The sequence below is a fragment of the Pseudarthrobacter sp. Pseusp20 genome, from assembly GCF_059492155.1.
In genome coordinates this window covers 2,651,444-2,674,617 of sequence record NZ_CP168521.1, presented here as the reverse complement: position 1 = coordinate 2,674,617, position 23,174 = coordinate 2,651,444, and the positions used below count along the sequence as shown (strand labels likewise).

Below are 23,174 nucleotides of genomic sequence, written 5' to 3'. Positions count from 1 at the left end.
GAAATTATGCGTTGGTTGACTGCCGGTGAATCCCATGGTCCGGCTCTGATGGGAATTATTGAGGGCGTCCCCGCCGGTGTGGAAATCACCAGCGGGCACATCGCAGACTCCCTGGCCCGCCGCCGCCTTGGCTACGGCCGCGGTGCGCGGATGAAGTTCGAGCAGGACGTGGTCACCATCCTCGGCGGTGTCCGGCACGGCATCACCCAGGGCGGCCCCGTTGCCATCCAGGTGGGAAACACCGAATGGCCCAAATGGGAGCAGATCATGTCCGCCGACCCGGTGGCCCCCGAACTCCTCGCCGACCAGGCGCGCAACGCGCCCCTGACGCGTCCCCGTCCGGGGCACGCGGACTTCACCGGCATGCAGAAGTACGGCTTCGACGAAGCGCGTCCGGTGCTGGAACGCGCCAGCGCGCGGGAGACCGCCACCCGGGTGGCGCTGGGCACCGTAGCGGCGCAGTTCCTCAAGCACCTCGGCATTGAGCTCGTCAGCCACACCGTGTCCATTGCCAGCGTGACGGTGCCCGAAGGCCGTCCGTTGCCCGTACCGGGCGATGTCATTGCCCTGGATACCGACCCCCTGCGCTGCTTCGACCGTGACACGTCGAACGCCATGGTGGCCGAGGTGGACGCCGCGCACAAGGAAGGCGAAACACTGGGCGGCGTGGTGGAGGTCCTTGCCTACGGCCTCCCGCCGGGACTTGGCAGCTACGTGCACTGGGACCGCCGGCTGGACGCCAGGCTTGCTGCGGCCCTCATGGGGATCCAGGCCATCAAAGGCGTGGAGGTGGGCGACGGCTTCCTCACCGCAGCCCGCCGCGGTTCTGCCGCCCATGACGAGATCGTCCGCGACGGCGGCGGCCGGATTGTGCGCGCCAGCAACCGTGCCGGCGGCATCGAAGGCGGCATGAGCATCGGGGATGTCCTCCGCGTCCGTGCAGCCATGAAGCCCATCGCCACCGTGCCGCGTGCCCTGCGGACCATCGACGTCAGCACCGGTGAACCGGCCAAGGCCCACCACCAGCGCTCGGACGTTTGTGCAGTCCCGGCCGCCGGCGTGGTGGCCGAGGCCATGGTGGCCCTGGTCCTCGCCGAGGCTGTCATCGAAAAGTTCGGCGGTGACTCCGTGGCGGAAACCGCACGCAACATCAAGGGTTACCTGGACAACATCCCGGCATCCCTGGACTCGATCGGCCAGTAGTGCTCCACCGCAGCAGTACCGGATCTGTCGGCGACCGGCCGATTGTGCTCATCGGCCCCATGGCCGTGGGCAAATCGGCCATCGGCCAGCAGCTGGCGCAGCAGTTGGGCGTCCGGTTTGTCGACACGGACGCCGTGATCGTTGCCGGGCACGGATCCATCGCCGAGATCTTCGCGGGCCGCGGTGAACACGCCTTCCGGGAAATTGAGGCGCGGACCGTCGCCCGCGCCGTTGAGGAAGCCGAAGGGACAACCACTGTTATTTCGCTCGGCGGGGGAGCGGTGCTCGACTCGGGGACGCAGCAGCTGATCAGCCACTGCACCGTCGTGTACCTGGAGTGCGACGCCGACACCGTCGCCGACCGGATTGCCCGGAACTCCGGCCGGCCGCTCCTTGCCGGCGACGCCATGGGCCGCTGGACAGCAATGTTCGCCACCCGCAGGCCGGTCTACGAGAAGCTGGCCGACATCACCCTGGACGTCCGCCACGGCTCGATACCCGAGCTCGGCGGCCGGCTGGAAGCAGCACTGCGGAACCACGCAGCTGCCAAACAGGAAGTTGAAAAGTGAACACCCAATCAACAGTCATCAACGTCACCGGCGAGGGTGCCGGCAACAACTACGGCGTCGTCGTCGGGCGCGGCCTGCTTGGTGACCTTCCCGCGCTGCTCGGGGAGCGCGTCCGCCGGGTCCTGGTGATCCACCCCCGCGCCCTGCGCCTCACCGGCGACACCGTCCGCGATGAACTCGCAGCCGCCGGTTTCACCTCCCTCACCGCCGAAATCCCGGACGCCGAAGAAGGCAAGCACATCCAGGTGGCAGCTTTCTGCTGGCAGGTCCTGGGCCAAAACGACTTCACCCGCTCGGACGCCATCGTCGCCGTCGGCGGCGGGGCAGTGACCGACCTGGCAGGCTTCGTCGCCGCCACCTGGCTGCGGGGGGTCAAAGTCATCCACATGCCCACCAGCCTGTTGGGCATGGTGGACGCGTCCGTGGGCGGCAAGACCGGCATCAATACCGCGGAGGGGAAGAACCTCGTCGGCGCCTTCCACCCGCCCGCCGCCGTCCTGGCGGACCTGGACACCCTGGACACGCTGCCGAAGAACGAGATCATTTCCGGACTGGCCGAGGTGATCAAGTGCGGCTTTATTGCCGATCCCGCCATTCTTGACCTGGTGGAAAAGGACCCGGCCACCGTGGTTGACCCGCGCTCCGACGTGCTCCGGGAACTCATCGAGCGGGCTATCGCCGTCAAGGCGAAAGTTGTTTCCGAGGACCTCAAAGAGTCCGGGCTGCGGGAAATCCTGAACTACGGACACACCCTGGGACACGCCATCGAACTGGTGGAACGGTATTCCTGGCGGCACGGCGCCGCCGTGTCCGTGGGCATGATGTTCGCAGCGGAACTTGCCCGCAGCGTGGGCCGGCTCAGCGATACCGACGCCGACCGGCACCGGAGCATCCTGGAAGGCCTTGGGCTCCCGGTCACCTACCGGCGGGACCGTTGGCAGGGCCTGCTGGACGGGATGCGGCGCGATAAGAAATCCCGCGGCGACCTGCTGCGCTTCGTGGTGCTTGACGGCATCGCCAAACCGGGGATCCTCGACGTCCCGGACACCTCGCTGCTGTTTGCGGCCTACCAGGAAATTGCCTCCTGATGCAGGGCAACATGAGCGGAACCTCCGACTGGCCCGAGGCCGGCTTCCCGGGTATCCGGATCAATCCGGACACGCTGCTGCCCCAGGTCGTCAACGAGGACGCGGTGCGGGAGGCGTTGGCCGCCTCCACCGACCCCGCTGACCACATCTTCGTGCTGCTGGTTGAGGGCCACGCGTCCGAAGCTGCCGAACTGCTGGCCGAGGCACGCTTCAAGGACCCGGAATCATTCCTGCTCCGTGTGTTCGAAGCCGAGGTGCTCAGCGTCAGCCACCGCATGGACCGTGCCATTGGGTTGTTCCGGCAGCTCCTGGCTGAGGCGCACGGCACGCCGCGGGAGGCCCTGGCCCTGCTGTACCTGGGCCGCACGCAGTACGCAGCCGGCCAAACCTCCGCGGCGGTGGAGTCCTTCTCCAGGGCGCTTGACCTGGGGGTGGCGCAATCGGCGGATGCCGCCCAGATCTATTCCTCCACGGTGGCCCTCCAGCGTGCCAGGGACGTCCTGGACCTGGCCTGCTGAGCCGGCCGGCAGCGCCGGCGGAAAGGCCCGCTCCGATTTACCGGTAGAATGGTTGTGGAATTTTTGCATCCACGCGATTTTTGACAAACACGTGCAGGCGGGCCGTTGTGGCGTGCCCGCCCGGCATACAGCATCTGACCACGCGGCCAGACAAAGAAACCAGAGGAAACCAGTGGCAACCACTAACGACATTAAGAACGGAACGGTCCTGAAGCTTGAGGGCCAGCTCTGGAACGTCATCGAATTCCAGCACGTCAAGCCCGGCAAGGGCGGCGCCTTTGTGCGGACCAAGATGCGCAACGTGATGTCCGGCAAGGTTGTTGACAAGACCTTCAACGCCGGGCTCAAGATCGAGACGGCCACCGTGGACCGCCGCGACTACCAGTACCTGTACCAGGACGGTGCGGACTTCGTCTTCATGGACACCTCCGACTACGACCAGATCACCGTCTCCGGTGCCACGGTGGGCGACGCCACCAACTTCATGCTCGAGAACCAGATGGTCAACATTGCCATCCACGACGGCAACCCCCTCTACATTGAACTGCCGCCGAGCGTCGTCCTCGAAATCACCTACACCGAGCCGGGCCTGCAGGGTGACCGCTCTTCCGCGGGTACCAAGCCCGCCACGCTGGAGACCGGCTACGAGATCCAGGTTCCGCTGTTCATCGAGAACAACACCAAGGTCAAGGTGGACACCCGCGACGGCAGCTACCTGGGCCGGGTCACTGAGTAGTGAGCGCCCGCGGTAAAGCCCGCAACAGGGCACTGGATGTTCTTTTCGAGGCGGAGCAGCGCTCCGTTTCGGCGTTCGACGTGCTTCGTGCGCGCCGGGAAAAGACCGACCAGGTGGTCAACCCCTACACCCTGGAAATCGTCGAAGGCGTGCTTTCCCAGCAGGCAGCCATTGACGAGTTCCTGGAGACGTACTCGCAGGGCTGGAGCCTGGAGCGGATGCCGTCCGTAGACCGCATCATCCTGCGCATCGGCACCTGGGAGCTGCTCTACAACGACGACGTCCCCGACGGCGTGGCGGTCAGTGAGGCCGTCGCGCTGGCCAAGACGTTGTCCACGGACGAGTCGCCGCAGTTCATCAACGGCCTGCTGGGCCGGCTGCAGCAGCTGAAGCCTTCGCTGCTCGCGTAGCCTTTCCACCACGCAACAGGGCCCCGCCATCCGGCGGGGCCCTGTTGCGTGCAAGCGGTTCACATCATCCGGCCACTGCCGCCCTCAGGGACACGATCCGCTGGAGCTGCTGCCTTTCCTCGGCCTGGTGCAGCGGAACATCGCGTCCGCTCAGGATCCGCTGGCGGGTGTTGGCAAGCTGGGTGGCCGCCTTCACGAACTGCTTCATCTGCCGCTTCCTGCCCGAACCCGCAGCCCATGCCAGGACCATGCGCCTGCCGCCGCGGGTGGCCAGCAGTTGGACTTCCGCGGGCGTGAACCATCCCGCAGCGGAATACTCCATCAGCCGCTGCCGGGTGAGGCGGTTTTCGGCCACCCGCAGGAAGATGATGCCGCCCACTGCCAGCACGAAGATCGGTACCTGGACCATGATGTAGTCCAGCAGGAAGCCGCCGCCCATGCTGTTCCACCTGTTGTGCAGGAACATGGCCGGCAGCAGTCCCACGAAGAAGGCGCCGATCGAGGCGCCCGTGTGCCAGCGCCTGGCAGCGAAGCCCATGACCAGGCCTGTGGTGCCGGTGAAAATCGCATGGGCGAAGGGGGACATGACACCGCGGAGGAAGAACACCTGGGCGAAGTCGCTGGCCGGGGATGCCGATTCCGCGATGGCCCTGCCGAAGTAGAGGATGTTTTCGGTGAAGGCGAAGCCGCCGGCGATGGTGAAGGCAAACACCACCCCGTCCACGGGACCGTCGAATTGCCGGCGCGCCGCGAGGAGGAGGATGAGCAGGCCAAGGGACTTAGCGAACTCCTCGACGATGGGGGCCTGGACGGTGGCCATGTAGGTCTGCAGGTCTGGTTCGTCGGTGAACTGGAAGGCGATCACGAAGAACGGCTGGATGAGCAGGGTCACGGCAACGGACACCGCCGCACCCCACGTGAAGGCAAAGAACAACAGCCGCTTGGGTTCCGGTTCCCACCTGTCGATGATGTGGACCGCAGCCAGGACCACCGACAGCGGGACCAGCGATGCCAGGAAACCAATCAGGAAACCGGCGGCGCCGGTGTTGGACAGCAGGAACGGCACCACCAGGAAAAGGCTCAGGAAAGCAAGCACGCCGCCCGCAACCGTCAGGCCCGCCAGCCCGCTGCGGGTCCGCGATGCCCGCAGCGCGGCTTCCTGCGCCTGCGGCGGCACCACTGCAGCCAGCGGGTGGCCCTGGTGTCCGGGGGCGGCGCGGTAGTATTCGGGCTGCACCTGTCCCATCCAGCTGGGATTGGCCTGCCGGGGCAGGGGGCCGGTGGGCCTGCGGTAGGGGTCGTCGGGGAGGCCGGAGGAAGGCTGCTGCGGATACATCGGCATATCCGAAAGCCTAAGCGGGGGCCACCACACCACAAAGGACCGGGCCTCCCGCGCCGTTCGGGTGTGACCAGTACCGCGTCACCCGGGGACCGGCCGGGCAGGGACCGTGTGGTAATTTTGAACAGCAAACATTCCTTTTTTAATTCCGTCCTGTGAGGCGGGGAAAGGGGAGACGAGCGTTGACTTCCGTCACCAGCGCACCGGTTCCAGCCAGGGTTGTCCTCAGCCAGGCGGACATTGACCGGGCACTTACTCGTATCGCCCATGAGATCCTCGAAGCCAACAAGGGATCCCAGGACCTGGTCCTGTTGGGCATTCCCCGCCGCGGCTACCCACTGGCTGTCCGGCTGGCGGAAAAAATCGCCGCCGCGGACGCCACCGTTGACGCCGCCGCCATTGTGGGCCAGCTCGACGTCACCATGTTCCGCGACGACCTCTCCCACCAGGGGACACGGCCGCCGTACCCCACCAGGCTGCCCCGGACAGGCATAGACAACAAAGTAGTGGTGCTCATCGACGACGTCCTGTACTCCGGCCGGACCATCCGCGCCGCCCTGGATGCGCTGGTAGATCTCGGCCGCCCCCGCATCGTCCGGCTTGCGGTCCTGATCGACAGGGGCCACCGCGAACTTCCCATCCGGGCTGACCACGTTGGCAAGAACCTGCCCACGTCCTCCGCCGAGAAGGTCCGGGTCCGGCTCGAAGAAACAGACACGTCCGACGCCGGAACCCCGGTCAACGAAGTCGTGATCGAAGGCGGCGCATGAAACACCTCCTGTCCACCGAGGACCTCAGCCTTTCGAACGCCATCCGCATCCTTGACACCGCGGAGGAAATGTCTGCCGTGGGGGAGCGGGAAGTCAAGAAGCTTCCCGCGCTGCGCGGACGCACCGTGGTCAACCTCTTCTTCGAGGACTCCACGCGGACCCGCATCTCCTTCGAAGCCGCTGCCAAGCGGTTGTCCGCTGACGTCATCAACTTTGCCGCCAAGGGATCATCGGTGTCCAAGGGCGAATCCCTCAAGGACACCGCCCAGACCCTGTCCGCCATGGGCGCCGACGCCGTCGTCATCCGGCACTGGGCCTCCGGCGCGCCGCACCGGCTGGCCGCCACCGACTGGATCGACGCCGCAGTCATCAACGCCGGCGACGGCACCCACGAACACCCCACCCAGGCCCTGCTTGACGCCTTCACCATGCGCCGGCACTGGGCCCGCCTGGCCGGCACGCGTTCCGATGGGACTGACCTGAAGGGCATGCGGGTCGCCATCGCCGGCGACGTCCTGCATTCCCGTGTGGCCCGGTCCAACGTCTGGCTGCTCCGGACACTCGGGGCCGAAGTCACGCTGGTGGCGCCGCCCACCCTCCTGCCGGTCGGCGTCGACAAATGGCCCTGCAGCGTCAGCTACGATCTGGACCAGACCCTGGCCAACGGTGTCGACGCCATGATGATGCTCCGCGTCCAGGGCGAACGCATGAACGCCTCGTTCTTCCCCAGCACCCGCGAATACTCGCGCCGGTGGGGTTTCGACGACAACCGCCTCCGCGCCCTTGACGACCTGGGCATGACGGACACCATCATCATGCACCCGGGGCCAATGAACAGGGGCCTGGAAATCAGCGCCGCCGCAGCGGACTCACCCCGTTCCACCGTCCTGGCTCAGGTCCGCAACGGCGTGTCCGTGCGGATGGCCGCACTGTACCTGCTGCTCTCCGGGGATACCCGGGAACCAGCCGCCCACCGGGCACCGGCCTATGCCGCCGCGGCCCCGTCCCCCAAGGAGAGCAACTGATGGCAGGCAACACCGGAACCTACCTCATCCAAGGCGCCGCCATCCTGGGCGGCGACCCCGCGGACCTGCTGGTCCGTGACGGCATCATCGCCGAGATTGGCACCGGCCTTGACGCTGATGGGGCCACTGTCATCGACGCTGCAGGCCTGGTGGCCCTGCCGGGCATGGTCGATGTGCACACGCACCTCCGCGAACCCGGCCGCGAGGACGCCGAGACCGTGGAGACCGGAACACGGGCTGCGGCCCTGGGCGGCTACACAGCTGTGCACGCCATGGCCAACAGCACCCCCGTCGCGGACACCGCAGGCGTGGTGGAGCAGGTCTACACTCTGGGCCGCGCGGCCGGCTGGGTGGACGTGCGCCCCGTTGGTGCCGTCACCGTTGGACTGGCAGGGGAGCAACTGGCCGAGCTGGGCGCCATGGCCGATTCCCGCGCCCGGGTGCGGATGTTCTCCGATGACGGCATCTGCGTCCACGACCCCGTGCTGATGCGCCGCGCCCTGGAATACGTCAAGGCGTTCGACGGCGTCGTGGCCCAGCACGCACAGGAACCCCGACTTACAGCCGGGGCACAGATGAACGAGGGCGACGTCTCCGCGGTCCTCGGCCTGACCGGTTGGCCCGCGGTCGCCGAGGAAAGCATCATCGCCCGCGACGTCCTGCTGGCCCAGCACGTCGGCTCGCGGCTGCATGTCTGCCACGTATCCACGGCAGGCTCGGTGGAAATCATCCGCTGGGCCAAGGAACGCGGCATCGACGTCACGGCCGAGGTCACCCCGCACCACCTGCTGCTGACCGATGACCTGGTGCGCAGCTACGACCCCGTGTTCAAGGTCAACCCGCCGCTGCGCACCGACGCCGACGTCCAGGCATTGCGCGCCGGGCTGGCAGACGGGACGATCGACGTTGTGGGTACCGACCACGCGCCGCACCCCAGTGAGCACAAGGAATGCGAATGGGCGCAGGCAGCCATGGGCATGACCGGGCTGGAAACCGCCCTGTCCGTGGTCCAGCACGCCATGATTGAAACCGGCCTGATGACCTGGGCGGACTTCGCCCGGGTCACGTCCACGGCGGCCGCGACGATTGGCCGGCTGAGCGACCAGGGCCGGCCCATCGAAGCCGGGGAACCCGCCAACCTCATCCTGGTGGATCCGGCGGCGCGCTGGACGGTGGACCCCTTCCAGATGGCCACCATGGGCCGCAACTCGCCGTTCAAGGGCAGGGAACTCCCCGGCAAGGTGGTGGCCACCTTCTTCAGGGGGCACCCCACCGTCCTTGACGGCAAACTCAACACCCCGCACCCGGACTCCGCCGCAACCCCGGCAGGCGCTGCCTGATGGACAAAATCCTTCCCGGACTTGCCATGCTGGCGGTGGTCGCCGTCGTGTTCGTCCTCCTCGCCGTCGGCTGGCGCAACCGCCTCAAGCGCCAGTCCGACGTCGAACAACTGCCCCAGGTGCCCGCCGTGCCCGGTGAGCCCACCGCAACTGCCGAAGGGCAGTACGTGGCCACCACCACGGCCGGCGACTGGCTGGACCGCATTGCCGTGCATGGGCTGGGGATCCGCACCAATGCCACCCTCGCGGTGTACCCGCACGGCGTGCTCTATGAGCGGTCGGGTGCGCCTGCGCTGTACATCCCCGCAGCCTCCCTCTCCGATGTCCGGCAGGACAGCGGCATGGCGGGGAAGTTCGTGGAGAAGGACGGCCTGCTGGTGCTGGCATGGACGCACGGTGCCCACCAGCTGGACACCGGCTTCCGGACCCGCCGCGCCGCGGACAAGGACGTGCTCTACCAGGCCCTGCAGGATTTGATTTCGTCAGCCCCAGCGGCTGGTGCCACCAGTGGAAAGTAAGACAGTGAAAGCGAATACATTGACAGCAACCACCTCCGCTCCGGCAGCGCCAGCTGCGCTGGTACTCGAAGACGGGCGCATCTTCCGCGGCACCAGCTACGGCGCCACCGGCACCGCCCTGGGCGAAGCCGTCTTCGCCACCGGGATGACCGGATACCAGGAAACCATCACCGATCCCTCCTACGCCCGCCAGCTGGTGGTCCAGACGGCCCCGCACATCGGCAACACCGGCGTGAATGACGACGACGCCGAGTCCCGGCGCATCTGGGTGGCCGGCTACATTGTGCGCGACGCCGCGCGCCGGCCCTCCAACTGGCGCTCCGAACGGTCGCTGGACGAAGAGCTGGTGTCCCAGGGCATCGTGGGCATCCAGGGCGTGGACACCCGCGCCATCACCCGGCACCTGCGTGAGCACAAGACCATGCGCGCCGGCATCTTCTCCGGCGAGGCAGCCAAGGCCACGGACAAGGAACTGCTCGACGCTGTCCTGGCCAGCGCCCCCATGGAGGGCTCGCGCCTGGCCGAGGAAGTCAGCGTGGACGAAGCCTACGTCGTGGAGCCAAAGGACCACGGCTGGGACGGCGAACCCCGCCTCACCATCGCTGCAATCGACCTGGGCATCAAGGCCATGACCCCGGTCCGGTTCGCCGAGCGCGGCGTCCGCGTCCACGTGCTTCCCGCCACCGCCACCCTTGAGGACGTCAAGGCCGTCAACCCGGACGGCTTCTTCATGTCCAACGGCCCCGGCGACCCCGCCACCGCCGACGCCCAGGTCAAGCTGCTCCGCTCGGTCCTGGACGAAAAGCTGCCCTACTTCGGCATCTGCTTCGGCAACCAGATCCTGGGCCGCGCCCTGGGCTTTGGCACCTACAAGCTCCGCTACGGCCACCGCGGCATCAACCAGCCCGTGATGGACCGGCGCACCGGCAAGGTGGAGATCACCTCCCAGAACCACGGCTTTGCCGTGGACGCCCCCCTCGACGGCGCCACGCAGGCCCCGGAGGCACGCTACGGGCGGGTGGAAGTGAGCCACATCAGCCTGAACGACGACGTCGTGGAAGGCCTCGCCTGCCTGGACATCCCGGCGTTCTCCGTGCAGTACCACCCGGAAGCCGCGGCAGGACCGCACGATGCCGCCTACCTGTTCGACCGCTTCATCGAGCTCATGGAAGGCACACGGGACGGCCGGAACGCCAACGCGTCCAAGGACCCCGTGGACGCGGCCCACCCCGCAGGCGCTGACCACAAAAACGACAACAAGACTGAGGACAAGAAGTAATGCCGAAACGTACAGATCTCAAGAGCGTCCTCGTCATTGGTTCCGGCCCGATCGTCATCGGCCAGGCCGCCGAATTCGACTACTCCGGCACGCAGGCACTGCGTGTCCTCAAGGAGGAAGGCCTGCGCGTCATCCTCGTGAACTCCAACCCGGCCACCATCATGACCGACCCCGAGTTCGCCGACGCCACCTACGTTGAGCCCATCACCCCCGAGGTGGTGGAGAAGATCATCGCCAAGGAACGTCCGGACGCCGTCCTGCCCACCCTGGGCGGGCAGACCGCGCTGAACACCGCCATCGCCCTGGACAAGAACGGCGTACTGGAGAAGTACAACGTCGAGCTGATCGGCGCCAACATTGCCGCGATCGAGCTGGGCGAGGACCGTGAAAAGTTCAAGGGCGTGGTGGAACGCTGTGGCGCGGAATCCGCCCGCAGCCACATCATCCACAGCATGGATGAGGCCCTCACGGCGGCCGAAGATTTGGGCTACCCCATGGTGGTGCGCCCGTCCTTCACCATGGGCGGGCTGGGTTCCGGCCTGGCCTACAACGAACAGGACCTGCGCCGCATCGTCGGACAGGGCCTGCAGTACAGCCCCACCAGCGAGGTGCTGCTCGAAGAGAGCATCCTGGGCTGGAAGGAATACGAGCTCGAAATGATGCGGGACAAGAACGACAACGTGGTTGTCGTCTGCTCCATCGAGAACTTCGACCCCGTAGGCGTGCACACCGGCGACTCCATCACCGTGGCACCGGCGCTGACCCTCACCGACCGCGAATACCAGAAGCTGCGCGACGTCGCCATCGCCGTCATCCGCGAGGTGGGCGTGGACACCGGCGGCTGCAACATCCAGTTCGCCATCGATCCCAAGACCGGCCGCGTGGTGGTCATCGAGATGAACCCCCGCGTTTCCCGCTCCTCGGCACTGGCATCCAAGGCCACCGGCTTCGCCATTGCCAAGATCGCCACCAAGCTCTCGCTCGGCTACACCCTGGACGAGATCCCCAACGACATCACGCAGAAGACCCCCGCGTCCTTCGAACCCACCCTGGACTACGTGGTGGTCAAGGTCCCGCGGTTCGCCTTCGAAAAGTTCCCGGCAGCGGACAACACCCTCACCACCACCATGAAGTCGGTGGGCGAGGCCATGGCCATGGGCCGGAACTTCACCGAAGCCCTGCAGAAGGCCCTGCGCTCCCTGGAACAGAAGGGCTCGCAGCTGGACTTCAGCTCCGTCCCGGAATGGGAAGTGCCGGAGCTCATCGAAAAGGCCAAGCGCCCCACCACCGAGCGCCTGCACCAGGTCCAGCGCGCCCTCCTGGGCGGCGCCACCGTGGAACAGCTCTTCGAAGCCACCAAGATCGACCCGTGGTTCCTTGACCAGCTGGAGCTGCTCAACGAAATCTCCCGCGAAATCCGCCAGGCCGGCGCCCTGACCGCCGACATGCTCAAGCGCGCCAAGCGCCACGGTTTCTCCGACGAACAGATCGGCGCCCTGACGCACAACCCCGAGGCCGTGGTCCGCGGCGTACGCCAGGCGCTGGGCATCCGTCCCGTCTACAAGACCGTGGACACCTGCGCCGCCGAATTCGCCGCCTACACGCCGTACCACTACTCGGCATATGACGAGGAGGACGAGGTTGCGCTGCACTCCAAGCCGTCCATCCTGATCCTCGGCTCAGGGCCCAACCGCATCGGCCAGGGCATCGAGTTCGACTACTCCTGCGTCCACGCCTCCATGGCGCTGCGCAAGGCCGGCTACGAGACCGTCATGGTCAACTGCAACCCGGAAACCGTCTCCACCGACTACGACGTCTCCACTCGCCTGTACTTCGAGCCGCTGACGCTCGAGGACGTGCTGGAGGTCATCGCGGCCGAGGAACGCACCGGCGGCGTCATGGGCGTGTTCGTCCAGCTCGGGGGCCAGACCCCGCTGAAGCTGGCCCAGCAGCTGGCCGACGCAGGTGTCCCCATCCTGGGAACGTCCCCGGAGGCCATCGACCTCGCCGAGCACCGCGGCGCCTTCTCCCGGGTGCTGGACAAGGCCGGCCTGGTATCGCCCAAGAACGGCACCGCCGTCTCCTTCGAGGACGCCAAGAAGATCGCGGACGAGATCGGCTACCCCGTCCTGGTCCGTCCGTCCTACGTGCTGGGCGGCCGCGGCATGGAAATCGTCTATGACGAGCCCAACCTCTCCCGCTACATCGCCAACGCCACCGAAATCACCCCGGACCACCCCGTGCTGATTGACCGGTTCCTTGAGGACGCCGTCGAAATCGACGTCGACGCCCTCTACGACGGCACCGACATGTACCTGGGCGGCATCATGGAACACATCGAGGAAGCCGGCATCCACTCCGGCGACTCCGCCTGCGTCCTGCCGCCGATCACCCTGGGGAGCAACGTCGTCGAACGCGTCCGCACCGCCACCCGCGCCATCGCTGAAGGCGTGGGCGTCCGCGGCCTGATCAACATCCAGTTCGCGCTGGCCTCGGACGTCCTGTACGTCCTGGAAGCCAACCCCCGCGCGTCCCGGACCGTGCCGTTCGTGTCCAAGGCCACCGGCGTCCAGATGGCCAAGGCCGCGGCCCTCATCGGCACCGGCGTGACCATCAACCAGCTCCGCAGCGCCTACAAGATGCTGCCCGAAACCGGTGACGGCTCCACCCTGCCACTGGACGCCCCCGTCGCCGTCAAGGAAGCCGTCCTGCCGTTCAGCCGGTTCCGGACCCTTGAAGGCAAGGTGGTGGACTCCCTGCTCGGTCCCGAGATGCGTTCCACCGGCGAGGTCATGGGAATCGACAAGCATTTCGACACCGCCTTCGCCAAGAGCCAGGCGGCCGCCAACAACGCGCTGCCCACCGAGGGCAAGGTGTTTGTCTCCGTAGCCAACCGGGACAAGCGCTCGGTGATCATGGGCGTCAAGCGGCTCTCGGACCTCGGCTTCGAGATCGTCTCTACCGGCGGCACCGCCGACGTGCTGCGCCGCAACGGCATCCAGGCCACCCCGGTCCGCAAGGTCGCCGAGGGCAGCAGCGCCGAGGGTGAAGGCACCATCGCGGACCTCATTGTGGCCGGCGAGATCGACATGGTCTTCAACACCCCCTCCGGCGGCGAAGCCCGCAGCGACGGCTACGAACTGCGCGCAGCGGCGACGTCCATCGGCATTCCGTGCATCACCACGGTGGCCGAGTTCAACGCCGCGGTCCAGGCCATCGAAGCCCTGCGCACCTACGAGTGGTCCGTCACCAGCCTGCAGGAGCACGCCGCCGCGCTTGCGGAATCACAGAAGGCTGCGCTGCAGCATGCCTGAGCAGGTACCAGGCAGCAGGCCGGTATCCGCCGCCGGCCGGGAGTCCTTCGGCTCCCGGCTCGGCGCGGCCATGGCCGCCCGCGGCCCGCTCTGCGTGGGCATCGACCCGCATCCGGCACTGCTGAAGAGCTGGGGACTGGACGACGACGCCGCCGGGCTGAGGCGTTTTTCCCTCACCGTCCTGGAGGCGGTGGCTTCGCTCGCTGCCGCGGTAAAGCCCCAGGTGGCGCTCTACGAACGGCACGGATCGGCCGGTATGGCGGTCCTGGAGGAAGTCCTGGCCACCGCCCGGGACGAGTCCGTCCTGAGCATCGCCGACGCCAAGCGCGGCGACATCGGGTCCACCATGGCCGCCTATGCCGACGCCTGGCTCCGGGACGGGTCCCCGCTGGCGGCGGACTCCGTCACGCTGAGCCCCTACCTCGGCTTCGAGTCGCTGCGCCCCGCGCTGGACCTCGCGGCCGAAACCGGGCGCGGTGTCTTCGTGCTGGCGCTGACGTCCAACCCTGAAGGCGCTTCCGTCCAGCATGTTGGCGGTAAGGACTCGGTGGCCCGCAGGATCACGGCCGCCGCAGCGGCCGAAAATGCCCGGTACGGGGGCAGCCTGGGTTCCGTGGGCCTGGTGGTTGGCGCCACCGTTGGCAGTGCCCTGAAAGACCTTGAACTCGACCTCGCTGCCGTCCGCGGGCCCATCCTCGCCCCCGGCCTGGGGGCGCAGGGGGCAACGCCGGCCGACCTCCGCTCCACCTTCGGCGACGCCTACCCGCTGGTCCTGGGAACCTCCAGCCGCGACATCCTTTCGGCAGGCCCGCACCTGGGTGGCCTGCGGGAGGCGGCCCTGCGGACGCTGGACGGGCTGCGGGGACAATAGGCTGCAATTGCCCGGATGCATTGATTCGGGCTGCACCAAAGGGTAGTTTCAGGACAGGTCCAAGGGCGGCCGCCCTTGGATGAAATCCGCCGAATCCGGGGGTGTCCGTGATGGTCCTGCGACCTTTATCCGCATCTGAACGGGCCGACGCCCTGGGCAAGGCAGCGGCAGCCAGGGCCACCCGTGCGGCCGCCAAGGAAAGCCTTCGGAACGGCGACAGGTCCGCGGCGGACATTATCAGCTCCGCCCTGGAAGACGACGCACTGGCCAGGATGAAGGTCTCGGAACTGCTTGAGGCCCTTCCCGGCATCGGGAAGGTGCGGGCCGCCGCCATCATGCAGCAGCTGGGCATCGCGGCGTCCCGCAGGGTCCGGGGCCTGGGCGTCCACCAGCGCCGGGCGCTGGTAGATTTTATTGACGAGCATTGAGGCAGGCGGCGCCTGTCTTTCCCCCAACTGCGGCAAAAGGAATACGTGAGCAAGAAACCTGGACTGACAGTCCTCGCAGGTCCGACGGCTGTTGGCAAAGGCACCGTGTCCACCTACATCCGTGACAACTACCCCGAAGTGTGGCTTTCCGTTTCAGCCACCACCCGGGCGCCCCGGCCCGGGGAAGTTGACGGCGTCCACTACTTCTTCAAGACCAAGGATGAGTTCGAGCGGCTCATCGCCGAAGGTGAACTCCTGGAATGGGCCGTCGTCCATGGACAAAACACCTACGGCACCCTGAAGAGCACTGTGAACCAGGCCATCGCGGAGGGCCGCTCCGTGCTGCTGGAGATCGACCTGCAGGGTGCGCGCCAGGTCAAGGCAGCCGTCCCGGACGCCCAGTTCGTCTTCCTGGCCCCGCCCACCTGGGACGAGATGGTCCGCCGGCTGGTGGGCCGGGGCACCGAAACACCGGAAGAACAGCAGCGACGCCTGGAAACCGCTAAACTGGAACTTGCTGCTGAACCGGAGTTCGACCACACCGTCATCAACGACGACGTCCGCCGGGCAGCGGACGAGCTAGTTTCACTCATGGGGCTGACACCGCATCCACACCTGCCGGAACCGTCAGCCCGCTAGGAATTTGGAGAATTCGTGTCCACGAACCTTGAAGGCATCATCAACCCGCCGATCGACTCGCTGCTTGAGGCAGCCGACTCCAAGTACGGCCTGGTGATCTTCGGTGCCAAGCGTGCTCGTCAGATCAACGCCTACTACGCCCAGCTGCACGAGGGCCTCTTCGAGTATGTCGGACCCCTGGTCGACACCAAGCTGAACGAAAAGTCGCTGTCGATCGCACTGCGCGAAATCAACGAAGGCAAGCTGGTTTCCACGCCGATCGAAGCCGCAGAGTAATCCTGCCGCTGAACTGACTTGCTGTTGACGGAGGTCACGTGCGCATAGTCCTCGGAGTCGGGGGAGGGATCGCCGCCTACAAGGTGGTATCGCTCCTCCGGCTTTTTACTGAAGCCGGCCATGACGTCACGGTGATTCCCACGGAGGCGTCCACCCGCTTCATCGGTACCGCCACCTGGGAGGCGCTGTCCGGAAACCCGGTCAGCAACAGTGTCTTTGATGACGTGCACCTGGTGAACCACGTCCGCCTTGGCCATGAGGCGGACCTCGTGGTGGTGGCACCTGCCACAGCGGACCTCCTGGCGAAGGCTGCCACCGGCCAGGCCGGGGACCTGCTCACCAACACCCTGCTGATGGCCCACGGCCCGGTGCTGTTCGCCCCCGCGATGCACACGGAAATGTGGCAGCATCCGGCCACCCGGGCCAACGTTGAGACGCTCCGCGGCCGGGGCGCAGCCGTCCTGGAACCCGCCTCCGGCAGGTTGACCGGGGCAGACTCAGGTCCCGGCAGGCTTCCGGAACCCCAGGTGATCTTCGACGCAGCCATGGCCCTGGTCCAGGGACGCAGTGATTACCAGTTGCCCCTTGCCGGCCGCACCGTCACCATCAGCGCCGGCGGCACCCGCGAACCGCTGGACCCCGTTCGCTTCCTTGGCAACCGGTCATCCGGCAAGCAGGGAGTGGCCCTTGCGGTCGCAGCGCGGAACGCCGGGGCTACCGTGCGCCTGCTGGCAGCCCACATGGACGTTCCGCCGCCCGCCGGCGTGGAGGTGGTCCGCGTGGAGACCGCCCTGCAACTTCGGGAAGCCGCACTGGAAGCCGCCGCCGTGTCCGACGTCGTCATCATGTCCGCGGCCGTGGCCGATTTCCGCCCGGCGGAAGTCTCGGACACCAAGATCAAGAAACGGGACGACACCGCCGATCCCGTCATCACCCTGGTCCGCAACCCGGACATCCTGCAGGAGCTCGTGGAGCAGCGCAACGCGGGTGCCGGCGAGGCCGGGCAGCTCATCGTCGGATTCGCCGCCGAAACCGGGGACAGCCAGGGCGACGTCCTGGCATATGCGGAAGCAAAGCTCCAGCGGAAAGGCTGCGACCTGCTGGTGGTGAACCACGTAGGAGCGGACAAGGTCTTTGGCCACGACTCCAACTCGGTGGTCATCCTGTCGCGCTCCGGCTCCGAACCACAGGAAGCTTCGGGAACCAAGACAGAGGTTTCGGAAGCCATCGTCCGCCGCATCAGCTTTGAACTGAACCGTGTTTCGTCCACTTGAACCTGTTTCGCCCCTCGCCTGAAGTGTTTCCGGCCACCTTTGCTTAGCACGGGGACATCTACCGACTTCTCCCTGACGGGAGTGCCACCACCAACCAGTAAGGTAGTTGAGTGACTTTACCGCTGCACCTTCCCCACACCCATGGGGCCACGCCCTCCGCGCTCCGGCTTTTCACGTCCGAATCGGTCACCGAAGGCCATCCGGACAAGATCTGCGACCAGATCAGTGACGCCATCCTGGACGCGCTGCTGGCCGCGGACCCCGAATCCCGCGTGGCTGTGGAAACGATGGCCACCACGGGCCTGGTGCACGTGGCAGGCGAAGTCACCACCGACGCGTACGTCGAAATCCCGCAGATCGTCCGGGAGACCATCCTGGGCATCGGCTACGACTCCTCAGCCAACGGCTTCGACGGCGCCCGCTGCGGCGTGTCCGTCTCCATCGGCCAGCAGTCCAACGACATCGCCGGCGGCGTGTTCAACTCCCTTGAGGCACGCGAAGGCCGCCAGGAGGACGACTATGACCTCCAGGGTGCCGGCGACCAGGGCCTGATGTTCGGCTACGCCAGCGATGAAACCCCTTCCTACATGCCCACGCCCATCTGGCTGGCCCACCGGCTGTCCGAGCGGCTCACCGAAGTCCGCAAGACCGGCCAGCTGCCGTATCTTCGCCCCGACGGCAAGACCCAGGTGACGGTCGGCTACGACAAAGACGTGCCCGTTTCCGTGGAAACCGTAGTGATTTCGAGCCAGCACGCGGAGGGGGCAAGCCTGGAGCAGTTGCGCGCCGACCTTGCCGCCGTCGTCATTGAACCCGTCCTCGCGGGCGCCAACCTGGACATCTCACGGACGGCGAATATCCTCAATCCTGCCGGCGAGTTCGTCATCGGCGGCCCGGTGGGCGACGCCGGCCTCACCGGCCGCAAGATCATTGTGGACACCTACGGCGGTATGGCCCGCCACGGCGGCGGCGCCTTCTCGGGGAAGGACCCGTCCAAGGTGGACCGCTCCGCCGCGTACGCCATGCGCTGGGTTGCCAAGAACGTGGTGGCCGCTGGACTGGCCAAGCGCGCGGAGATCCAGATCGCGTACGCCATCGGCCAGGCCCGGCCGGTGGGAACCTACGTGGAGACGTTCGGCACCGAGACGGTGGATCCGGCCCGGATCAGCGCAGCAATCGCGGAAATCTTCGACCTCCGTCCGCGCGCCATCATCGATGCCCTGGATCTGAAGCGCCCCATCTACGCCAAGACCGCCGCCCACGGGCACTTCGGCCGGGATGAGCCCGACTTCACCTGGGAGCGCCTGGACCGGGTGGACGACCTGAAGGCATTCTTCAACGCCTAGCCGGCTTCGGCCGGCTGCCGGACGTCCAATGTCAGTGCCCGGTGCTTGGCTGATCCTGTCCAACCCGTCAGCTGAACGGAGGTGACCGCCATGGTTGCTGGCAGTTCCGTCCAGCCGTCCCTGCTCCAGGGCTTCCCTGCACGTCCCGTGCAAGGCGGCGTCACCGTGGCGGAGCAGCTTCCGGTGGCGCGGGTGCTCATTGAGTCCTCGCTGCCTCACCTGGACCGCCCATTCGACTATGCCGTCCCGGCCGCGCTTGACCAGGCAGCCCAGCCTGGGGTCCGGGTCAAGGTCAAGTTCAACGGCCAGGACCTCAGTGGATTCGTCCTGGAACGCGTGGCACAGTCCGACGCCGGACACACCCTTGTACCCCTGGCAAAAGTTGTGTCCCCGGTCCAGGTCCTTACGCCGGCCGTCCGGGACCTCGCCACGGCGGTCGCTGCACGGTATGCGGGGACGGTCAGCGATGTCCTGCGCCTAGCCGTTCCACCCCGGGTTGCCAGGCTGGAAAAGGACTTTCCGGACTCGTTGGACATCCCCGACGCCGAAGCCGTGCAGGACGTCCAGGGCAGCCCCGGATCTTCAGCCTGGGGCACACTCCGCACAGGTGCCGCTTTCCTGCGGCACCTGGCCGCCGGTGGATCTCCGCGGGCCGCCGTCAATCCGCTGCAGGGCTACGGGACTGCCGGCTGGCCGGCCATGCTTGCCCAGGCCGCCGCTGCAGCGCATTCCTCCGGAAGGGGCGCCCTGCTGGTGGTGCCTGACTACCGGGACCTGGACCGCCTGGAGCAGGCACTCAAGGACCTGGTGCCGGACGCTGCCGTAGCCAGGCTGACCGCCGACGACGGGCCCACGCCCCGGTACCGGAACTTCCTGCGCCTGCTCGCGGGCAAGGCCACCATCGCCATCGGGACACGCTCGGCCGCCTTCGCCCCGGTGCAGGACCTGGGGCTCGTGGCGTGCTGGGACGACGGCGACGACCTCCATATCGAGCAGCGCGCACCGTACGCCCACGCACGGGAGGTCATGCTCCTTCGCGCCGAGCAGGAGGGCACGGCCTGCCTCCTTGCCGGGCACGCGCGCAGCACCGAGGTCCAGCGTCTGGTGGAAGCCGGCTGGGCCGTCCCGGTTCACACCGAGCGTGCCACCGTCCGCAGGACGGTTCCCCGCGTGGTCAGCACGGCAGACAGCTTCGAGCAGGGGCGGGACCCACTGGCCACCATCGCGCGCCTGCCGCACGCTGCCTGGCAGGCCGCCAAGGAAGGTCTTGAGCGTGGCCCTGTCCTGGTCCAGGTTGCCAGGGCAGGGTACGCGCCGTCACTGGTGTGTGAAACCTGCCGGGAGCCGGCCCGCTGCGGGAACTGCCAGGGGCCCCTTGCGCTGGCCGGCACCTCCGCGCTTCCCCAATGCCGCTGGTGTTCCACGCCGGCGCCGGACTGGAAGTGCTCTCACTGCGGCGCCCGGCGGCTGCGGAAAGGTTCCACCGGAGTCCTCCGTACAGCCGAGGAGCTTGGCCGGGCCTTTCCCGGCACAACGGTCATCACATCGTCCGGCGACCAAGTGAAAGCCACGGTGGGGGCGGGAAAGTCGCTGGTGGTGGCGACCGTGGGGGCCGAACCGGTGGCGGAGGCCGGGTATGCTGCCGCCCTGCTGCTGGACGGCGATTCCCTGCTGCGCCGGGAGACTCTCCGGGCGGGCGAAGACACGGTACGCCGCTGGTTCAACGCCGCTGCCCTCGTCCGTCCCGCCCCGGACGGCGGGCTGGTGGTGGTCACCGCCACGGACACAGCAGCCACCGGCGCGCTGCTGCGCTGGGACCCGGCCGGCTATGCCCAGCGGGAACTGTCCCTGCGCGTGGAACTGCAGCTTCCCCCAGCGGTGCGCATCGCCTCGGTCACCGGGCCGCGCGCCGCCGTCGAACACTACACAGGTGCCGTGGCAGCGGACCTCGCCGGCGCGGGGATAACTATCCGCACCGCCGGTCCGGCGCCGCTGGTGCTCACCGCACCGCCTTCCGGCCGGCGCTCGGCCGAGGACGTCCGGACCCTGCTGTTCTTCCCCTATGGCCAGGCCGCCGCCGTCGTCCGTGTCCTGCGGGTGACCCGCGCAGCCGTGGCCGCCAAACGGGCCACGGACCCTGTGCAGCTGCGCCTGGACGGTGTTGACGTCCTCTAGGCTGGGGACGTTCTGTGACGGCCAGGGCAATGGTGCCTTGGGGACGTCCTCAGCGGCGCCTTTTCGCCACGACCTCGTGTGCCGCTTCCACCAGTTGGCGGGCCGATTCATCCCAGCTGAACTCCCGCGCCCGGGCCAGGGAGCGGCGCGACATGTCCTGCCAGTGCGCGTCGTCCTGCAGCTGCGCAACCGCGTCCGCGAACTGCCCGGGTGACTCCGGGTCCACGTAGGTGGCGGCGTCCGCGCCGACTTCCCGGAAGATGGGAATGTCGCTGGCGATCACCGGGGTACCCACGGCCATGGCCTCGACCAGGGGAAGGCCGTATCCCTCGGCCCGGGACAGGCTCACCAGCGCCGTCGCCCGGCGCAGCAGGCCGTCATACTCTGCGTCCGTCACGCCGTTGTGGAACACCACGGAGGCGCCCGGCGGGATGAGGCTTTCCAGCTCCGCCCGCCGCTCCGGCGTGATCCGGCTCAGCAGGTGCAGCGTGTATTTGGGCAGTCCGGCCATGCCGGCCACCATGGTTTCCACGTTCTTGTAGGGCATGAACGAACCCATGTAAATGATGGTCTTGTCCGCGCCGTCGCCAGGCTGGCGGGGTTCCTGCGCCGGTTGGGGAGCGTTGGCGATGATGCGGACGGGCCGGCGCGTCAGCCGGTACTTGGCCATCAGCGCCTCCGTGGTCCTGCTGATGGTGGCCACGGTGTCGGCCCGGTTGAGGAGCAGCCGCTGCGGCCAGAACGCTTTGTGGTAGAGGCGCCAGAGCAGCCGGACGGGGGCCGGCAGGAAGCCCGGGGGAGCGGGGTGCTCATAGTAGATGAGGTCGTGCAGCGTGAGGATCAGCCCGTACTTCCGGCCCCAGGTACCCATGGTCTGCATGGGGCACACCACCACGTCAGCCCCGGTGGCATTGACCTTCCGGGCAACGAACAGCTCCAGCGGCGACAGCGGACTGCTGATGAGCGTGTACGGCACGTCCGGCAGGAGGGCCAGCTGCCGGACGTCGGAAACCAGCATGGAGACATCCGCGATTTTTGCCGTGGCAGCGATCAGGCTGGCTCCGTAGCGGCTGATGCCGTCGTGATGGTCGGTACGGGTGAAACGTGCATCAATGACGATCTTCACGCGGGGTGGTCCTTCAGGAAGCTGCGGATGTGTCGGGCGGCCGGCTCCGGCGTTTCGTAGTGGATCAGGTGTCCGACGCCGGGAATCACCTTCAGTTCCCCGTCCGGAAGCAGTGACAGGAGGCGGTGCTGGCTGGGAAGGGTGGCGATTTCATCCTTTTCGCCCGCGATGAGCAGCACGGGGAGTTCGAGTTGTCCGGCCACCTCCGCCACGTGGTTGCTGACGGAGGCCGTGAACGACTCCAGCAGGCTGTCCCGGTCCGCGAAGGAACTGAAGTAGGCGTGGTGCTGGCCGTGGATGAAAGCCCTCAGCTCCCGGTCGCGGGTCTTGGCCATGGCCTCGCTCATGACCCGCACAATCAGCCGGTTGCGCAGCAGGGCCAGGCCCGGCCCGCGGGGGAGCCGTGCCGCCAGCCGGTAATACAGGACTGCCAGCCGCGTCATCACGCCCTTGGGTCCTTCCAGCGCCGGATCAGCGATGGGGTTGATGAGGATCAGGGGACGCACGGCCTCCGGGTTGTTGGCCACGAAGTACGCAGCAAGGATGGAGCCGAATGAATGTCCCAGCAGCGCGGTTTCCGGCCCCAGTCCCTGGGACGCCATGAAGTCACTGATGAACTGCCCGTAGCGCTCCACCGAGTGCGGGTCCCGGGCAAAGGCATCGGAGCTGCCGAAGCCGGGCAGGTCCGGCATGATGATGCGCATCTCCGGCAGTTTGTCCGCGACGCGCAGGAGCCCGTGGTGGTCGCCGCGGAACCCATGGACCACCAGGATGGTGCGGGTCTCCGGCGTTTCCTGCAGGGGCGCATAGGTCCAGAAGGCCACCGTGCCGCCGTCGATGGTCACGGTGGAGGCTGAGGTGCGGGCGGAAAGCCCCGCGCTCAGGTACGCAGGCGCAGGGGAGGTCCCCGGATTTACGGTGTCCATGCGC

Annotated in this window: 22 protein-coding genes; 19 read left to right on the top strand and 3 right to left on the bottom strand. The window is 67.3% G+C overall.

The features are described 5' to 3' along the window. Positions 1-3: 3 nt before the first annotated feature. The 6 genes from aroC (at position 4) to nusB (ending at position 4,524) form a co-directional block, all read left to right on the top strand. Positions 4-1,203, top strand: a complete 1,200-nt coding sequence (gene aroC, locus ACEN9K_RS12290; protein WP_026265774.1) for a chorismate synthase — start codon at positions 4-6, stop codon at positions 1,201-1,203. Then, the gene (locus ACEN9K_RS12285; RefSeq protein WP_018769316.1) at positions 1,203-1,772 is read left to right on the top strand and encodes a shikimate kinase; all 570 of its coding nucleotides are present in this window, start codon (positions 1,203-1,205) and stop codon (positions 1,770-1,772) included. The genes aroC and ACEN9K_RS12285 overlap by 1 nt, the downstream gene beginning before the upstream one ends. Beyond that, positions 1,769-2,860: a 3-dehydroquinate synthase gene (gene aroB, locus ACEN9K_RS12280; protein ID WP_056390453.1), complete on the top strand. Its 1,092-nt coding sequence runs from the start codon at positions 1,769-1,771 to the stop codon at positions 2,858-2,860. The genes ACEN9K_RS12285 and aroB overlap by 4 nt, the downstream gene beginning before the upstream one ends. Then, on the top strand, positions 2,860-3,378 hold the full coding sequence (locus tag ACEN9K_RS12275; protein ID WP_018769314.1) for a hypothetical protein: 519 nt from the start codon (positions 2,860-2,862) through the stop codon (positions 3,376-3,378). Before aroB ends, ACEN9K_RS12275 begins: the two co-directional genes overlap by 1 nt. Before the next feature lie 172 nt (positions 3,379-3,550). Further along, positions 3,551-4,114: an elongation factor P gene (efp, locus tag ACEN9K_RS12270; protein WP_018769313.1), complete on the top strand. Its 564-nt coding sequence runs from the start codon at positions 3,551-3,553 to the stop codon at positions 4,112-4,114. Then, positions 4,114-4,524, top strand: a complete 411-nt coding sequence (gene nusB, locus ACEN9K_RS12265; protein ID WP_018769312.1) for a transcription antitermination factor NusB — start codon at positions 4,114-4,116, stop codon at positions 4,522-4,524. Before efp ends, nusB begins: the two co-directional genes overlap by 1 nt. 64 nt (positions 4,525-4,588) lie before the next feature. Here the strand turns inward: nusB and ACEN9K_RS12260 are convergent, their stop codons facing one another. Then, positions 4,589-5,860, bottom strand: a complete 1,272-nt coding sequence (locus ACEN9K_RS12260) for a PrsW family intramembrane metalloprotease (RefSeq protein WP_018769311.1) — start codon at positions 5,858-5,860, stop codon at positions 4,589-4,591. Positions 5,861-6,045: 185 nt separating this feature from the next. On the opposite strand from ACEN9K_RS12260, the gene pyrR reads away from it, so the two are divergent. The 13 genes from pyrR (at position 6,046) to ACEN9K_RS12195 (ending at position 21,118) form a co-directional block, all read left to right on the top strand. Then, positions 6,046-6,633: a bifunctional pyr operon transcriptional regulator/uracil phosphoribosyltransferase PyrR gene (gene pyrR / locus ACEN9K_RS12255; protein ID WP_018769310.1), complete on the top strand. Its 588-nt coding sequence runs from the start codon at positions 6,046-6,048 to the stop codon at positions 6,631-6,633. Beyond that, positions 6,630-7,658, top strand: coding sequence for an aspartate carbamoyltransferase catalytic subunit (locus tag ACEN9K_RS12250; protein ID WP_018769309.1), 1,029 nt, complete (start codon positions 6,630-6,632; stop codon positions 7,656-7,658). Before pyrR ends, ACEN9K_RS12250 begins: the two co-directional genes overlap by 4 nt. Continuing rightward, on the top strand, positions 7,658-8,998 hold the full coding sequence (locus ACEN9K_RS12245; protein WP_018769308.1) for a dihydroorotase: 1,341 nt from the start codon (positions 7,658-7,660) through the stop codon (positions 8,996-8,998). The genes ACEN9K_RS12250 and ACEN9K_RS12245 overlap by 1 nt, the downstream gene beginning before the upstream one ends. Beyond that, on the top strand, positions 8,998-9,516 hold the full coding sequence (locus ACEN9K_RS12240) for a PH-like domain-containing protein (RefSeq protein ID WP_018769307.1): 519 nt from the start codon (positions 8,998-9,000) through the stop codon (positions 9,514-9,516). The genes ACEN9K_RS12245 and ACEN9K_RS12240 overlap by 1 nt, the downstream gene beginning before the upstream one ends. Continuing rightward, positions 9,497-10,795, top strand: coding sequence for a glutamine-hydrolyzing carbamoyl-phosphate synthase small subunit (gene carA, locus ACEN9K_RS12235; protein WP_488314587.1), 1,299 nt, complete (start codon positions 9,497-9,499; stop codon positions 10,793-10,795). The genes ACEN9K_RS12240 and carA overlap by 20 nt, the downstream gene beginning before the upstream one ends. Then, on the top strand, positions 10,795-14,109 hold the full coding sequence (gene carB / locus ACEN9K_RS12230) for a carbamoyl-phosphate synthase large subunit (RefSeq protein WP_134164710.1): 3,315 nt from the start codon (positions 10,795-10,797) through the stop codon (positions 14,107-14,109). Before carA ends, carB begins: the two co-directional genes overlap by 1 nt. Continuing rightward, positions 14,102-14,980, top strand: coding sequence for an orotidine-5'-phosphate decarboxylase (gene pyrF / locus ACEN9K_RS12225; RefSeq protein WP_018769304.1), 879 nt, complete (start codon positions 14,102-14,104; stop codon positions 14,978-14,980). The genes carB and pyrF overlap by 8 nt, the downstream gene beginning before the upstream one ends. 110 nt (positions 14,981-15,090) lie before the next feature. Then, a complete protein-coding gene (mihF, locus tag ACEN9K_RS12220; protein ID WP_026265771.1) occupies positions 15,091-15,408 on the top strand; it encodes an integration host factor, actinobacterial type in 318 nt (105 codons plus the stop codon). Between the two features lie 45 nt (positions 15,409-15,453). Further along, complete coding sequence (gene gmk / locus ACEN9K_RS12215; RefSeq protein ID WP_018769302.1) at positions 15,454-16,047, top strand: guanylate kinase; 594 nt, start codon at positions 15,454-15,456, stop codon at positions 16,045-16,047. Between the two features lie 15 nt (positions 16,048-16,062). After that, complete coding sequence (rpoZ, locus tag ACEN9K_RS12210) at positions 16,063-16,323, top strand: DNA-directed RNA polymerase subunit omega (RefSeq protein WP_003800778.1); 261 nt, start codon at positions 16,063-16,065, stop codon at positions 16,321-16,323. A gap of 38 nt (positions 16,324-16,361) precedes the next feature. Further along, positions 16,362-17,597, top strand: a complete 1,236-nt coding sequence (gene coaBC / locus ACEN9K_RS12205) for a bifunctional phosphopantothenoylcysteine decarboxylase/phosphopantothenate--cysteine ligase CoaBC (protein WP_056390447.1) — start codon at positions 16,362-16,364, stop codon at positions 17,595-17,597. Between the two features lie 110 nt (positions 17,598-17,707). Next, entirely contained in the window at positions 17,708-18,943 is a 1,236-nt protein-coding gene (gene metK, locus ACEN9K_RS12200) for a methionine adenosyltransferase (protein WP_018769300.1), read from the top strand. A gap of 90 nt (positions 18,944-19,033) precedes the next feature. After that, complete coding sequence (locus ACEN9K_RS12195; RefSeq protein WP_018769298.1) at positions 19,034-21,118, top strand: primosomal protein N'; 2,085 nt, start codon at positions 19,034-19,036, stop codon at positions 21,116-21,118. Positions 21,119-21,167: 49 nt separating this feature from the next. Here ACEN9K_RS12195 and ACEN9K_RS12190 read toward each other — a convergent pair whose 3' ends face one another. Both ACEN9K_RS12190 and ACEN9K_RS12185 read right to left on the bottom strand, forming a co-directional pair. Beyond that, entirely contained in the window at positions 21,168-22,244 is a 1,077-nt protein-coding gene (locus ACEN9K_RS12190; protein WP_018769297.1) for a glycosyltransferase family 4 protein, read from the bottom strand. Then, on the bottom strand, positions 22,241-23,170 hold the full coding sequence (locus ACEN9K_RS12185; RefSeq protein WP_495634470.1) for an alpha/beta fold hydrolase: 930 nt from the start codon (positions 23,168-23,170) through the stop codon (positions 22,241-22,243). Before ACEN9K_RS12185 ends, ACEN9K_RS12190 begins: the two co-directional genes overlap by 4 nt. Between the last annotated feature and the right edge of the window lie 4 nt (positions 23,171-23,174).

Excerpts from the sequence above, each read along its gene's own strand:
- ACEN9K_RS12275 (WP_018769314.1), top strand. The coding sequence starts at position 2,860 with ATGCAGGGCAACATGAGCGGAACCTCCGACTGGCCCGAGGCCGGCTTC.
- ACEN9K_RS12260 (WP_018769311.1), bottom strand. The coding sequence starts at position 5,860 with ATGTATCCGCAGCAGCCTTCCTCCGGCCTCCCCGACGACCCCTACCGC.
- ACEN9K_RS12250 (WP_018769309.1), top strand. The coding sequence starts at position 6,630 with ATGAAACACCTCCTGTCCACCGAGGACCTCAGCCTTTCGAACGCCATC.
- ACEN9K_RS12245 (WP_018769308.1), top strand. The coding sequence starts at position 7,658 with ATGGCAGGCAACACCGGAACCTACCTCATCCAAGGCGCCGCCATCCTG.
- ACEN9K_RS12240 (WP_018769307.1), top strand. The coding sequence starts at position 8,998 with ATGGACAAAATCCTTCCCGGACTTGCCATGCTGGCGGTGGTCGCCGTC.
- carB (WP_134164710.1), top strand. The coding sequence starts at position 10,795 with ATGCCGAAACGTACAGATCTCAAGAGCGTCCTCGTCATTGGTTCCGGC.
- pyrF (WP_018769304.1), top strand. The coding sequence starts at position 14,102 with ATGCCTGAGCAGGTACCAGGCAGCAGGCCGGTATCCGCCGCCGGCCGG.
- mihF (WP_026265771.1), top strand. The coding sequence starts at position 15,091 with ATGGTCCTGCGACCTTTATCCGCATCTGAACGGGCCGACGCCCTGGGC.
- ACEN9K_RS12195 (WP_018769298.1), top strand. The coding sequence starts at position 19,034 with ATGGTTGCTGGCAGTTCCGTCCAGCCGTCCCTGCTCCAGGGCTTCCCT.
- ACEN9K_RS12185 (WP_495634470.1), bottom strand. The coding sequence starts at position 23,170 with ATGGACACCGTAAATCCGGGGACCTCCCCTGCGCCTGCGTACCTGAGC.